Source organism: Acinetobacter sp. Z1, from assembly GCF_024296945.1.
GTDB lineage: Bacteria > Pseudomonadota > Gammaproteobacteria > Pseudomonadales > Moraxellaceae > Acinetobacter > Acinetobacter beijerinckii.
Window position 1 is genome coordinate 2,800,556 of record NZ_CP101115.1, and the last position, 13,999, is coordinate 2,814,554.

General features: G+C 37.7%; 12 protein-coding genes. 8 read left to right on the top strand and 4 right to left on the bottom strand.

What is annotated here, in order from left to right:
• Positions 1-78 precede the first annotated feature (78 nt).
• Positions 79-435: a hypothetical protein gene (locus NGC85_RS13200; RefSeq protein WP_254731762.1), complete on the top strand. Its 357-nt coding sequence runs from the start codon at positions 79-81 to the stop codon at positions 433-435.
• A gap of 97 nt (positions 436-532) precedes the next feature.
• On the opposite strand, the gene bfmS is transcribed toward NGC85_RS13200, so the two are convergent.
• Positions 533-2,173, bottom strand: a complete 1,641-nt coding sequence (bfmS, locus tag NGC85_RS13205) for a sensor histidine kinase BfmS (RefSeq protein WP_254731764.1) — start codon at positions 2,171-2,173, stop codon at positions 533-535.
• A gap of 40 nt (positions 2,174-2,213) precedes the next feature.
• Positions 2,214-2,930 carry a response regulator transcription factor BfmR gene (gene bfmR / locus NGC85_RS13210; RefSeq protein ID WP_004669852.1) on the bottom strand — a complete coding sequence of 239 codons (717 nt, stop codon included), beginning with the start codon at positions 2,928-2,930 and terminating at the stop codon, positions 2,214-2,216.
• Positions 2,931-3,473: 543 nt separating this feature from the next.
• Here bfmR and NGC85_RS13215 point away from each other — a divergent pair.
• The 4 genes from NGC85_RS13215 (at position 3,474) to NGC85_RS13230 (ending at position 8,483) form a co-directional block, all read left to right on the top strand.
• Positions 3,474-6,308, top strand: a complete 2,835-nt coding sequence (locus NGC85_RS13215; protein ID WP_254731766.1) for a ribonucleoside-diphosphate reductase subunit alpha — start codon at positions 3,474-3,476, stop codon at positions 6,306-6,308.
• 74 nt (positions 6,309-6,382) lie between these two features.
• Positions 6,383-6,514, top strand: coding sequence for a preprotein translocase subunit YajC (locus tag NGC85_RS13220; RefSeq protein WP_254731768.1), 132 nt, complete (start codon positions 6,383-6,385; stop codon positions 6,512-6,514).
• A 350-nt stretch (positions 6,515-6,864) separates the two neighbouring features.
• Positions 6,865-7,092 carry a CRISPR-associated protein Cas2 gene (locus NGC85_RS13225; protein WP_254805607.1) on the top strand — a complete coding sequence of 76 codons (228 nt, stop codon included), beginning with the start codon at positions 6,865-6,867 and terminating at the stop codon, positions 7,090-7,092.
• A gap of 107 nt (positions 7,093-7,199) precedes the next feature.
• On the top strand, positions 7,200-8,483 hold the full coding sequence (locus NGC85_RS13230; protein ID WP_254731770.1) for a ribonucleotide-diphosphate reductase subunit beta: 1,284 nt from the start codon (positions 7,200-7,202) through the stop codon (positions 8,481-8,483).
• A gap of 63 nt (positions 8,484-8,546) precedes the next feature.
• Here the strand turns inward: NGC85_RS13230 and NGC85_RS13235 are convergent, their stop codons facing one another.
• Positions 8,547-8,996, bottom strand: a complete 450-nt coding sequence (locus NGC85_RS13235; RefSeq protein WP_254731772.1) for an N-acetyltransferase — start codon at positions 8,994-8,996, stop codon at positions 8,547-8,549.
• A 490-nt stretch (positions 8,997-9,486) separates the two neighbouring features.
• Between NGC85_RS13235 and mqo the strand changes: the two genes are divergently transcribed.
• The 3 genes from mqo (at position 9,487) to NGC85_RS13250 (ending at position 12,934) form a co-directional block, all read left to right on the top strand.
• The gene (gene mqo, locus NGC85_RS13240; protein ID WP_005057699.1) at positions 9,487-11,127 is read left to right on the top strand and encodes a malate dehydrogenase (quinone); all 1,641 of its coding nucleotides are present in this window, start codon (positions 9,487-9,489) and stop codon (positions 11,125-11,127) included.
• Positions 11,128-11,197: 70 nt separating this feature from the next.
• Positions 11,198-12,439 carry an MFS transporter gene (locus tag NGC85_RS13245; RefSeq protein ID WP_254731774.1) on the top strand — a complete coding sequence of 414 codons (1,242 nt, stop codon included), beginning with the start codon at positions 11,198-11,200 and terminating at the stop codon, positions 12,437-12,439.
• 39 nt (positions 12,440-12,478) lie between these two features.
• Positions 12,479-12,934 (top strand): hypothetical protein, encoded by a 456-nt coding sequence (locus NGC85_RS13250; protein ID WP_254731776.1) that lies wholly within the window; start codon positions 12,479-12,481, stop codon positions 12,932-12,934.
• A 24-nt stretch (positions 12,935-12,958) separates the two neighbouring features.
• Here the strand turns inward: NGC85_RS13250 and NGC85_RS13255 are convergent, their stop codons facing one another.
• The gene (locus NGC85_RS13255) at positions 12,959-13,801 is read right to left on the bottom strand and encodes an alpha/beta hydrolase (protein WP_254731778.1); all 843 of its coding nucleotides are present in this window, start codon (positions 13,799-13,801) and stop codon (positions 12,959-12,961) included.
• Between the last annotated feature and the right edge of the window lie 198 nt (positions 13,802-13,999).

A 13,999-nucleotide genomic window follows, 5' to 3' on the forward strand; every position in this document is an offset into this window, starting at 1 on the left:
GCTACATGCTTTAATTAACTTTATACACTGTTTAGCAAATAGATGGTTATTCTAAAACAAGATAACAAGGAGAAAAATATGCATCTAGAATATACACACGACTCTGATTATTTCTTTTTTTCGCAGCTCCTGATGCGTCATATTGAAAGTTATATTCGAAAACACCCAGATGCTGATAATGCAATTTTTGATTTGAGAGATATATACGAAGTGTTTAGAGAGGATTTTGCCGCAACAACAACAAATCTTGAAAGTATCTTAAATATCGCTGATAGCTATAAAGTTGAAACATTAAATGGAGATCAAGCGCTAATCAAAAGCTATAAAATTGATGTAAAAAACAATTCACTCCTGCTTGATTTTAATAGCGATGCTTTGACCAACCTTCGGTCAGGTCATCCGCTGATTGAACCTGATTCATCTATTCACGAATAATGTATTGATGACTAAATATTGATTTTTAAATCATCATAAAAAAGCCAAAGTTTAAAACTTTGGCTTTTTTCCATTTCAAAACGTCTTAATTAAAAACTTATTTCTTAACAGGCTGCTTATAACGTTTAGCTGGCCACGTCATGGTAAAACGTGCACCACCCAAATTTGGGCTTTGATCGACTTGGATTTCACCACCAAACCAATAAGCGATTCGACTCACAATCGACAACCCTAAACCATAACCACCAGAGGCACGGGTACGACTATCATCTAAACGTGCGAAGGCTTCAAAGATACGTGAACGCTCTTGTTCAGGAATCCCTGGCCCATCATCTTCAACACAGACATAGGCTTTGCCATCAGCACGAACACCACCACTAATACGAACTTTATTATCACAATACCGTACCGCATTACCCACTAAATTTTGTACAACACGATGTAAATAACGACGTTCAGCATCGACACGAAGCGACAATGGCGGTGCAATTAATTCGATTTCTTTCTGAGTTTTTAATGCTTCAGTTTCCATTGCAACTTGATCAAGTACTTCGACCAACACAATATCTTCGATATCTAATGATGGCGTGCCCTGCTCTAGTTTTGCATAAGTCATGATCTCATCAATCAAGGTGTTTAAAGCTTCAATGTCTTTATCAATCATGTCTACTTGCTGAATTCGATAATTATAATCATCTTCTTCAGCTAACATTTCCATACCAAAGCGTATACGTGCGACTGGTGTTCTCAACTCATGCGATACTGCGCGCATTAATTCACGCTGAGCTTCAATCAGACGCTGGATATGATCGGACATGCTGTTATAGCTAGATGCCAAGTTTGCCATTTCATCTGTACCTTCGATCGGTACACGTAATGACAAATCGCCTGATTTCATTTTATTTAAAGCAAGACGTACCTGACGAATTTTACGCTCTAAAGGTAAAATGAGACCATAAACACCCAAACTTAATAAGAATAAACTAAATAATGTGATCCCTGCTGAAAGCTGAAAAGGCATCCAATTGAACATAGGTACAGGACCCAATACCAACACCTTAGCAGGATGATTCGGCATCGGAGATACAATTGAAATGGTTGTACCGCGAATAGTGGCACTGTCTTTATACAATAAAACACTTTGATCTTGGCGTAATCGACCGACCTGTTCTGAATCCAGATTGATGTCTTTAATATTTGCGATTTCAATTGGATAATAAAAGTGCTTTTTAATTCTTTCTAAATATTCTTGCTCTTGTCCTGGATAAAAAATCAAATAATCCAATACAAAAATCGGTAGCGCCTTCATTTGACGCTCACCAAGCTTATCTACTTTGATATAGAGGAAATGCTTAGGATCGTCTTTTAAGCCAATAATGATATAACCTACACCATTATTCGCATCATAACGCACCACTGACTTTTGCTCAGAAATACGTTTCTTTTCAGTTCGAGAAAGCTCTACTCGATTTGCATCAACATAATAGATTGGCAATTCCAATAAGTCTGACGCATCGGAAATCCAATCTAATTTCTGTTGTTTTTCTGGCTGACGAGATACCCCCTCACTAATGACATAGGAAATACCATCAGTGAGAGATTCACGATATTCTTGCGCACGTTGATAGTTAATGACTTGCACCAGTAAATAACAAAATGCAGCAACAACAACAACTAAAACAACTAAACCAGCGTAGATACGCAAGAAAATACTGTTTTTAAGTACTCGACTTAGCATAAGGGAGATAATTCCAAGCTAATTTTAAGCAAGATGGACATTACATCCCGTTGGTTTCTTTAACGAATAAATAACCTTTACTACGTACAGTCTTAATACGTTTTGGATTTTCTGGATCATCACCAATTTTTGGACGAATACGTGAAATACGTACATCGATTGAACGATCTTGACCGTCATATTCGATGCCACGTAGACGCTCGAAGATGTCTTCACGAGATAAGATACGACCTGCATTAGAAGCCAACAACCATAACAAGTCATATTCAGCACTTGTAAAGTCAACCAACTCACCATTAAGAGTCACTGAGCGACCGCCATTATCAATGACAAGATCATCAAATTCGATACGTTGAGCAACTTCGTCTTCAACTGTTTTATCGGTACGACGTAATAAAGCACGAATACGTGCTAATAACACACGTGGTTGAACAGGTTTAGCGACATAGTCATCTGCGCCCATTTCCAAACCAAGAACTTGGTCCATATCTTCAGTACGTGCAGTCAACATCAAAATAGGTTGATGGTAATGCGGACGAACTTCTCGACAAACGGTTAAACCATCTGCACCCGGCAGCATGACATCAAGAACAACTAAATCAGGTTGTTCACTGATAATTCGACGAATTGCACGATTACCATCGGTTTCAACGCCGACTTCTAAACCGTTACGAATCAAATACTCTTGTGTTAATCGCGCTAGACGTTCGTCATCTTCAACGATCAAAATCTTCGGTAACTTTTCTTCTTGGCTCATTTATTTGCCCCTACAATTTAGCGAGAATCTATCTTTAAAATCTGACAGATACATTGGTTTATGATTTGCAATATACACACGTTTACATTGTAAACAAGTAGGCGTTCACCAAACTGATACACGCCAATATAGTTTTGTTATATTTTTATTAAAATTATGAATTTTAATATATTTTTCAGTTTTCTATGCTTTTTCAAGCAGGATGAATATTTAGTATAAGTTTTGTACCAGTATTAAACAATTTGTTTCGTCAATTGCTAAAAAGAATTTAAGTGTTTGTTTTTTGACTTATCCACAGAGTTATCTATACGTGTTTTCTAAGGGCTTTGTTATGCTATGTGACTGTGAAATCAGCAGTTAAAACATGAAAAAAACTTTAGTAAAATGTCAATATTGATCTGCTGTTAAAAATACCGTATCTTGTGTTGAAAATAAACTTTAACCACTAAGTATTGTGTTTATCCCTCAAACATCGTGGCATACTTTTTGCTCGATTCAAACGGTCTATGAACATAAAAAAGATGATAATGGAGCTATGCTGACATGAGCATCATCACTTCTACTCCTGGTCAAATTCAGGTTATTAAGCGCACCGGTGAAATCGCGACATTTAATGCCGAGAAAATTTCTGTTGCGATTGGGAAAGCATTTTTAGCAGTTGAAGGTCAACAGGGTGCGGATTCAAGCCGTATTCATGATCGTATTACTCAACTTACAGAGATGGTACTCAATACATTTAATCGTCGCTTACCTTCTGGTGGTACGATTCATATCGAAGAGATCCAAGACCAAGTGGAATTGGCTCTAATGCGTACTGGCGAACAAAAAGTCGCTCGTGCCTATGTGATTTACCGTGACCAACGTGCGACTGCTCGTCAGCAAACTGGTGCAAATCATCATCCTACGCTTCAAATCACTGATAATAATGGTCAGCTCCAACCGTTAGACCTAGATGCACTTACAGCAACTATTCAAACTGCAAGTGAAGGTCTTGAGGGTATTGATGTTCAAGCGATTGTTGATGAAACCGTTAAGAATTTATATAACGGCGTAAAAGAAAGTGATATTGCCACCACAATGACGATGGCAACACGTACTCGTATTGAACAAGAACCTAACTATACTTATGTCACTGCACGTTTGTTATGTAATGAACTTGTTAAAACTGGCTTAGAGTTCTTAGGTTTATCAACTGATACGCCAGAAAGTGATGCCTTAGAAACGTTCTTAAAGAAAGGGATTGAGCTTGATCTACTTTCAGCAGATCTTCTTAATTATGATCTTGCAAAATTGGCAGCAGCGATTCAACCAGAACGCTCAAACCAATTTACGTATTTAGGTCTACAAACTTTATTTGACCGTTACTTCATTCACTCAAATGGCGTACGTTTCGAATTACCACAATTATTCTTTATGCGTGTTTCAATGGGTCTTGCACTCAATGAAGAAAATAAAGAAGACCGCGCAATTGAGTTCTATAACTTATTGTCTAGTTTCGACTACATGGCGTCTACGCCTACCCTGTTTAACTCAGGTACATTGCGCCCACAATTATCAAGCTGTTACCTCACCACGATTGGTGATGACTTGTATGACATTTATGGCGCAATGCGCGATAACGCAATGTTGTCAAAATGGGCTGGCGGCTTAGGTAATGACTGGACACCTGTTCGTGCATTGAACTCATATATCAAAGGCACTAATGGTAAGTCTCAAGGTGTTGTACCTTTCCTAAAAGTTGCAAATGATACCGCTGTAGCAGTTAACCAAGGTGGTAAGCGTAAAGGTGCGGTCTGTGCCTACTTAGAAACTTGGCACTTAGATGTTGAAGAATTCCTAGAGCTACGTAAAAACACAGGCGATGATCGTCGTCGTACCCACGACATGAACACAGCAAACTGGGTTCCTGACTTATTTATGCAACGTGTATTTGAAGATGCTGAATGGACACTATTCACACCTTCTGAAACACCTGACTTGCATGATTTAACAGGTGCTGAATTTGCTGAGCGCTATGCACACTACGAAGCGGTAGCAAAACAAGAAAACATGCTCCATAAAAAAGTACGTGCAAAAGACTTATGGCGCAAAATGCTTTCGATGTTGTTCGAAACAGGTCACCCGTGGATCACATTCAAAGACGTATGTAACTTACGTTCACCACAACAACACGTGGGCGTGGTTCACTCATCGAATTTGTGTACAGAAATTACGCTGAACACCAACCAAGACGAAATCGCAGTTTGTAACTTAGGTTCGATTAACCTTGTACAACACGTTCAAGGTGGTGTGTTAGATCGTGAAAAGCTTGCTCGTACAGTAAAAACTGCGGTACGTATGCTCGATAACGTAATCGACATCAACTACTACGCTGTTCCACAAGCGAAAAACTCAAACATGAAACACCGCCCTGTGGGTATGGGTATCATGGGCTTCCAAGATGCATTGTATGAAATGAATCTTGCTTACGGTTCTGACGCAGCAGTTGATTTTGCTGACGAATCAATGGAAGTCATCAGCTATTACGCAATTGAAACATCAAGTAACTTAGCGGTTGAACGTGGTGCGTATTCAACATTTAAAGGTTCATTGTGGGATCAAGGTATTCTACCAATCGACTCTTTAGAAATTGTTGCAAAGTCTCGTCCAGAGCGTATGTTCGAAGTTGATCGTACACAACGTTTAGATTGGGATAGTTTACGTACTAAAGTTCAAAAAGACGGAATGCGTAACTCAAATGTAATGGCAATTGCACCAACTGCAACCATTTCAAACATTTGTGGTGTGTCTCAATCAATTGAACCAACATTCCAAAACTTATATGTAAAATCTAACCTTTCTGGTGAATTTACTGTTATCAACCCTTACCTTGTTCGTGCATTAAAAGAACGTGGTTTATGGGATACCGTAATGGTAAATGATCTGAAACACTTTGAAGGTTCGGTTCAAAAGATTGCACGTATTCCTGAGGAGTTAAAAGCAATCTTCGCAACAGCGTTTGAAGTTGATACTCGCTGGATCGTAGATGCTGCTTCACGTCGTCAAAAATGGATTGATCAAGCACAGTCTCTTAACCTTTATATCGCTGGTGCGAACGGTAAGAAACTTGATATTACCTATAAGATGGCATGGTTACGTGGTCTTAAAACGACTTATTACCTCCGAGCTTTAGGTGCAACCTCTGCAGAGAAATCAACAATCAATACGGGTGCGCTCAATGCGGTTAAACCAGCATCGGTTGAAGCACCTGTAGTTGCTGCGCCAGTGGTTGAAGAGAAAAAACCTGATACTCAGGTTGAAGAAGATGGGTTCACTACTGCTGCTCCAGTACCAATGGCTTGTTCAATCGACAATCCAGACTGTGAAGCTTGTCAGTAATTAAAATCGAATTAACCCTTGGTTTATCAATATTAAAGCAAGGGTTATAAAGATTTAAATTTATAGAGGCAAAGATGATGTTCCATATCAGTCATAACTATATGTTGGGACTTGCAGTTCTCATCTTCGCCTTTATTTTCTTTTATGTACCGATGGTCTATGCATTCTTAGCCATTCGTAAACAACAGCGTAAGCAAAATAAGTAGTTTTGACTTAAATACTTAGAAGACGAATTACTTCTTTTGATTATGTAGAAATACAAAATCAAATCTAAATTGATGATTATAGAATTTAAGAAATAATTAGATATTTAGAAAAATTTGAGAAAATGTTGGGGATATTGGCGTATCCCCTCCATCAATCTCAGATAACCGAGAACACGGTTGGCTCTGAAGACTTTCGAGTAAGAAAGTAATCGAATCTTCGTTCACTTTGAGTCGTGAGTCAACTGTTAATTCTCAACAATTAACTAACGTTTTGTTTTTAGGAGTATTAAAAATGAAATCAAAAACGTGTTATCTCACACTCAATATGAAGGAGAATTCCTATGCACCTGATGTGCCTAAGTTACGATTTAAAAAATAAGTCTCGCGCTCATTATTCTAAAATATATCAATCCCTTAGAAACTATGATTGCGAAAGATTACAACAATCGATTTGGTTACTTCGTACTTCAAAATCGATTGATGAAATCACAACTGATTTTAGGCATTGTGTTGATCAGACTGACCGCCTTGCGGTCTTTCCAGTCGACCAAAATTTGTTAAATATTTTGAAGGAGTAAAGTTCCCCTTATCGTTTATTAGTCGTAATAAATGATTTTGAAACAGTAGAATGATTATAATCATTCTACTGTTTCAGGGGTTCATTCCTTACAACTAGGAGAATCCCATGTCCATCTTAAGTTGGGACGATTTTGAAGATGATTCGCAAAAACCGACTACACCTGAACACAAGTCTGCGCCCCTCGAATCGCAGAAAACGGTTAATACGCCGATGGTATCTTCTACAGAGCCATCATCGGAGAGCGTGGCAGTTGCACAACCCGCTCGAACCAATACCAACCGATCAACAAATCCAACCGATTCGTTGGCTCGAGCATCTGCAGCCTTAGAACATTTAGATGTTGCACCAGGCTTAGAAGAGCTTGAAATGGGTGCTCAGCGTGTACAAGTTGATGATAAAGCGATGATCAACTGTCGTGCGGATTTGAACCAACTTGTTCCATTTAAATATGAATGGGCTTGGCAAAAATATCTTGATGGATGTGCAAACCATTGGATGCCACAAGAAGTCAACATGAACCATGACATCGCACTTTGGAAGTCTGAAAATGGTTTAACTGAAGATGAGCGTACCATTGTAATGCGTTCTTTAGGTTTCTTCTCTACCGCAGATTCATTGGTTGCAAACAACTTGGTATTGGCAATCTATCGCCATATTACCAATCCTGAATGCCGCCAATATATTTTGCGTCAAGCTTTTGAAGAAGCGATTCACACGCATGCTTATCAATACTGTATCGAATCTTTAGGAATGGATGAAGGCGAAGTCTTCAACATGTACCGTGAGATTCCAAGTGTTGCACGTAAAGCATCATGGGGTTTGAAGTACACTCAATCGTTAACCGATCCTAATTTCCATACAGGTACACCTGAAAACGATCAACGTTTACTGCGTAACTTGATTGCATTCTATTGTGTTCTTGAAGGTATTTTCTTCTACTGTGGTTTTACTCAAATCTTGAGTATGGGTCGTCGTAATAAGATGAATGGTGTTGCTGAGCAATTCCAATATATTTTACGTGACGAATCAATGCACTTGAACTTTGGTATCGACATGATCAACCAAATCAAGATTGAAAACCCTCACCTTTGGACTGCTGAATTCCAAGAAGAAGTCATTCAAATGATTCTTGAAGGCACGATGCTTGAAATCGAATATGCGCGTGACACTATGCCTCGTGGTGTATTGGGTATGAATGCAGCAATGATGGAAGAGTATTTGAAATTCATCTGTAACCGCCGTTTATCTCAACTTGGTTTGCCTGAGCAGTTTGCTGGTGTAACCAATCCATTTGCATGGATGTCTGAGATGATGGACTTGCGTAAAGAGAAGAACTTTTTTGAAACGCGTGTCACGGATTACCAAACTGGAGGAGCGTTGAGCTGGTAATTATCAGGCAACACTCTTTATAAAAACCACCTTCCTTAAGGTGGTTTTTTTCAATCTAAGAATTTAAAAATTCTCTAGGTTTTTTCTATATTGAATAAATCCAGCGTTTATTGCAACTTTGTCGTATAACATTCTTGCTTGGTCATTACTTTCATGAGTAAGCCAGTAGACTCTGGAACAATTTCGAGCAGCAGCTTTTTCATATACTGCTTCAATTAACTTGCGACCTAAACCACTTGCCCGAGCATTTGGATCAACAAATAAATCCTGTAAATAACAATAATCGCCTATTGTCCACGCGCTTCTATGGAAAATAAAATGCACAAAACCGATGAGCTGATCACTATCATCTTTGATAACCAAGCAATACATATCTTCTTGTGGATTAAGTAAACGAGCAAAGGTATTCATTGTTATTTGTTGGTCAATTTCAACCTGATAAAATGACTGATACGCTTTCCACATTAGCAACCAATTTTCATAATCATCCTGATACAATGCTCTTAAATTCATTCCTAAATTCCCATTTTAATTTCTATATGTTTGAATGATGGGCTTAAATTATTAAAAAAGTAGAACCAATCTCATCTTTTTATTAGAACCATTTCATATTTGAACAGAAAGATATTTTAGAAGAAATATATATCAAATAAAATATTCAATCTTAGCTATAAAAAGAACAGATAAATCCATATTTTGTTAAAAATCGAATGTATTTAACAGCATTCGTGCCTAGCCCATAACATTAAGATTTCACAGGAAAAATAACAATAAGCCTGTTATTTAACACTCAAATGAGACTTGATTATTACATTTTGAAACATTTTGCATACTAAAACACTGTCTTTATTAAAGTAAAATTCACTCACTAAACTCTTTTGACCTCAATTCAGGCGATCCCTGAGCTGATGTATCTTTATTTTGCGCCACTCATCATTTAAATCTTTTCTCTCTATATAAAGCTATTTATATAGAGCGTCATTTAATTTTTAAGGTAAATTGAATGAAAAAATTTTGGAAATATTTATTAGTCCTACTTGTAGTACTAATTATTATCGCTATTGCCTTTCTTTTTAGACCGATTACGTCTAAGGCAATTAAAACTAAAAGTGACGAACCTGTTGTCGATGTTGTACTCATCGGCGGTGGTATCATGAGTGCCACATTAGGTACTTATCTTAATGAATTACAACCTGATTGGAACATTCGCATGTACGAACGTCTTGATGCAGTCGCACAAGAAAGTTCAAATGGTTTCAACAATGCAGGTACTGGTCATTCTGGCTTTATGGAAATGAATTATACCGAAGAAAAAGACGGTAAAATGGACATTTCTAAAGCAGTTAAAGTGGCTGGTCAGTTCGAAATTGCAAAACAATTTTGGGCTCATCAAGTTAAACAAGGTGTATTAGATACGCCAAATACATTCATTAACCCTGTTCCACACATTGCATTTGTATGGGGCGATAATGTTAAATTCATGGAAAATCGCTATACGGCGATGATTCAAGATCCATTATTTGCGGGCATGAAAATCAGTGAAGATCCTGCTGAAATTAAGCAATGGGCTCCATTGGTGATGAATGGTCGTGATCCGCAACAAAAAATTGCTGCAACCCGTATGGACGTTGGTTCAGATGTTAACTACGGTGCTATTACTACTCAACTGGTAAACCATCTTGAGAAAAGTCCAAACTTCAAATTAAGAACATCAACTGAAGTCACAGGCATCAGCAAAAATGATGACAACACATGGTCTGTTGCTTTTAAAGATTTGAAATCTGGTGAAGTGAGTCATGTAAAAACTCGTTTTGTGTTTATTGGTGCTGGTGGTGCTGCAATTAAATTATTGCAAATGACTGGTTTACCAGAAGCGCAACAGTACGCAGGCTTCCCTGTGGGTGGTGAGTTCTTAGTGACTGATAATCCATTGATCACTGCGCAACATACTGCGAAAGTATATGGTCGTGCTGATCTTGGTGCGCCGCCGATGTCTGTGCCACATATCGATACACGTTATATTGACGGTAAGAAATATGTATTATTTGGACCATTTGCAACGTATTCAAACAAGTTCCTAAAACAAGGTTCTCAGCTTGATTTGTTAGCATCAACTAACAAAAACAACGTATTGCCAATGGCAGCAATTGGCTTACAGAATGCGGATCTAGTCCAATATTTGGTGAGCCAAGTATTAATGTCAGATGAAGATCGTTTCAATGAGTTGAAAAAATACTACCCTGAAGCAGATCCAAAAGACTGGCATTTACGTCAAGGTGGTCAACGTGTTCAGATCATCAAAAAAGAACCGGGTAAACCTGCTAAATTGCAATTTGGTACAGAAATCTTTGCTTCTAAAGATAAATCTGTAACAGCATTACTCGGTGCTTCTCCAGGTGCATCTACATCACCTTACATTATGCTCAACTTGCTTGAAACAGCATTCCCAGAGCAAACCAAAGGTGCATGGAATGAACAGCTTCATGAAATTGTTCGCTCATATGGTCAAGATCTTTCAGAAAATCCTGAGCTATTAGACCAAGTGCGTCATTACACCAGTTCAACTTTAGGCTTGAACTATACAACTCCAGCAAATTTAGCGCCTGCTAAAAAAGTGGTAAAAGCCGAAGCTGTTGCTCAATAAATTTCGTTAAATCCATTTAAAAAGGGATGAGTTTCGACTCTTCCCTTTTTTATTTTATCGTCTATAAATTATGTCTGCTGATATTTCCCAATCTGCTTTTGCAGCCTTTGCAAGTCGTGACTTTAAGTTATTGACGATTAATCAGTGCTGTCTAACCTTTGCAGTGCTTATTCAAGAAGTTTTAATCGCTTTTCACCTGTATCAAATTACAAAAAATCCTCTTCTTCTTGGGTTGATTGGGCTGATGGACTTGCTGCCCTTTTTGGCTTTATCACTGTGGGGCGGATATATTGCAGATCGTTTTAATCGTCAGCGAATTTTACAAATCAGTTTTAGTTTGGCTATCCCATTATCGATTGCTTTATGGGTTAGCTTTAACCTTTTTCAAACCAAACAAATTGATTCAAATTGTTTAGTTATTTCAAGCTTTGGTCTTTTATTTTTATTTGGATGTATCCGTGGCATTTACAGTCCTTGCTTTAACTCCCTACGCCCTTTTGTCGTGCCTGAACAGCATTATGCAAATGCAGCAACATGGACCATTATGTGTTGGCAAGCGAGCGGTATGCTTGCACCTGTAATCGGTGGTTTTTTACTTGCTCATTTTAGTTTAGAGATAACTTTCACTAGCATTGTGGTGTTATTTACGCTTGGCAGCATCGCTTTATGGCGTTTACAGCCGCGACAATTTCCTCCGCTTCACACCGAATCAATCTCTCACAGTATAAAAGAAGCAGTACATTTTATTTTTAAAACTAAAATTATATTTTGGGCAATGTTTCTAGATTTAAGTTCTGTGTTTTTTGGTGGCATTATCGCTCTATTGCCAATTTTTGCTCAAGATGTTCTACATGTTGGTGCTGATGGTTTTGGAATATTGAGAGCTGCTCCAGCATTTGGCGGTTTCATGACCTTGTTAATTTTAGTCCGCTTTCCACCACGTAATCATCCTTGGCGAATCATGTTAGTTGCTTTAACAGGTTTTGCGTGTTGCACACTTTTATTGGCTGTTACTCGACAACTCTTTTTTTCTGTCATAGTTCTCATTATGATGGGAGTATGTGATAGCATCAACATCGTTATTCGCCAAACGCTTCTGCAATTAATCCCACCTAAAGACATGCTTGGCCGTATTGCTGCAATTAATGGGATTTTCGTGACCTCTAGCAATGAACTTGGAGCATTACAATCAAGTGTAATGACCCGATTCTTTAGTGTCATTCCTGCAATGCTGATTGGTGGTTCACTGTCTTTAATCTGTGTAATTGTTGCGAGAATTAAAACAAAAGCTTTATTTAATTTTCGTTTCTAGTATCCACGCTTTTAATGGCTCTTTTATAAGCTTAGTCATATGAAACATACTTTGCCAGCATCCTCAACGTCGTCGAAATTTATTATTGTCTCTATTTTTGTATGGCTGGCAGTGTTGTGGCTACAATCTACCTATCTGGTGATTATTGGTGGAGATGTCTATCTTTTTTGGACATCATTAGGCTTATTCGTGCTTAATTTATTAAGTCTACGTTCAAATCAATTCAAAAATAAAATTGCATTGATGATTACCGCTGTATTGTTGCTTTATTTAGTTTTTCACTCGTTGTTTTGCACCTATTTGATTCTAGCTTTTTATTGTATTTTTTATTTATACTCAGGTGATTATCGCTTTAAACGTCTGATTAAATTGATAGGGCTTTTTCTGATCATGATCGTATTTGCTCTTTATCAAGCCCAATCTCTAAAAGAATTAAAACATCAATATGCTGCTTATGAGACGGGTGAAACATGGCAAAAGTATGGTGCTTTATAAAAAGCCATGTTCTAAATCATTTTACTAATTAGTCTTTTTTTGTAGTCTGTTCTTTTCTAGAAATAGCAACGTGTCTTGTAAGGCTAATTTAGCAGCTTCTGTTTCTAATTCAAATTGATATTCATGAGCTGTCAGATAACTGGCCTGATTAAAAAATCGAGTGCTTGTAGGGATGCCGACCTGCGTTAATTGCTTGTGCAGTAATCGAGCTTGTTGCTCAAACGAAGCAGTATTCCCATCGGTTAAATAGATCGGAGGGAGTTGAGCATTTAGGTATTCAGAAACAATAAGTCCCCTATTTTCGTTATTGCTTAACCAATCTTTATCTTTTAGATATGCCCATCCAATACGATGAAAAGCGAATCGAGAAATTGTAGAGTTTGCTTGAAGTACCATATTTTTCAAATCGTAAGGTCCACAATAAAGTAAAGCGCCACGAATATCAGACATATCTATCAGGTTCGGTATTTTAAGTAATGCTGAATATTCAGGGTTGGATTGCGTCAGCAAAAATTGTAAAGCTATCTGCGCACCTGCGGAGTCTCCAGCAAAAAATACATTCGACATATTCAAATGATTTTTTGGTGCAAAATTCTTTTTAATATAAATTACTGCTTCTGCGACCTGCATAACTGGTTCTGGATATTTTGCAGCAGGTACAAGCTGATAATTCAATACAATCACAGCATATCCTTGATAAGCTAAGCGAGTTGCATAATTTTTGACTTCCAACTTATCTCCACCGGCAAAACCGCCACCATGCACCCAAATGACCAGTGCTTGTTTATCGACAGATGGATTTGCCTTGTAAAAGTCAAAGCTATTGTTTGGCAATTTAGAAGGATAGACTAAGTCTTTAAACACCATAACCTGTTGATCAATATATTTTTTTGGCGGTCATCTTTTGGAACACTAAACAAGGTCTGTTGTAATAACCACAATGTCGGCAATGGACTAAAAGCAAAAAGACCAACTATAGAAGCAAAGCTCAATAAAACTAAAATTATTATTTTTTTCATAGCTATGCTTTTCCCTAATTGAGAGTTAATTTTAGCATCTCTGATC

Coding starts and splice junctions, on each gene's coding strand:
- NGC85_RS13215 (WP_254731766.1), top strand. CDS start 3,474: ATGAGCATCATCACTTCTACTCCTGGTCAAATTCAGGTTATTAAGCGC.
- bfmS (WP_254731764.1), bottom strand. CDS start 2,173: ATGCTAAGTCGAGTACTTAAAAACAGTATTTTCTTGCGTATCTACGCT.
- mqo (WP_005057699.1), top strand. CDS start 9,487: ATGAAAAAATTTTGGAAATATTTATTAGTCCTACTTGTAGTACTAATT.
- NGC85_RS13245 (WP_254731774.1), top strand. CDS start 11,198: ATGTCTGCTGATATTTCCCAATCTGCTTTTGCAGCCTTTGCAAGTCGT.
- NGC85_RS13200 (WP_254731762.1), top strand. CDS start 79: ATGCATCTAGAATATACACACGACTCTGATTATTTCTTTTTTTCGCAG.
- NGC85_RS13235 (WP_254731772.1), bottom strand. CDS start 8,996: ATGAATTTAAGAGCATTGTATCAGGATGATTATGAAAATTGGTTGCTA.
- NGC85_RS13255 (WP_254731778.1), bottom strand. CDS start 13,801: ATGGTGTTTAAAGACTTAGTCTATCCTTCTAAATTGCCAAACAATAGC.
- NGC85_RS13250 (WP_254731776.1), top strand. CDS start 12,479: ATGAAACATACTTTGCCAGCATCCTCAACGTCGTCGAAATTTATTATT.
- NGC85_RS13230 (WP_254731770.1), top strand. CDS start 7,200: ATGTCCATCTTAAGTTGGGACGATTTTGAAGATGATTCGCAAAAACCG.
- NGC85_RS13220 (WP_254731768.1), top strand. CDS start 6,383: ATGATGTTCCATATCAGTCATAACTATATGTTGGGACTTGCAGTTCTC.
- bfmR (WP_004669852.1), bottom strand. CDS start 2,930: ATGAGCCAAGAAGAAAAGTTACCGAAGATTTTGATCGTTGAAGATGAC.
- NGC85_RS13225 (WP_254805607.1), top strand. CDS start 6,865: ATGTGCCTAAGTTACGATTTAAAAAATAAGTCTCGCGCTCATTATTCT.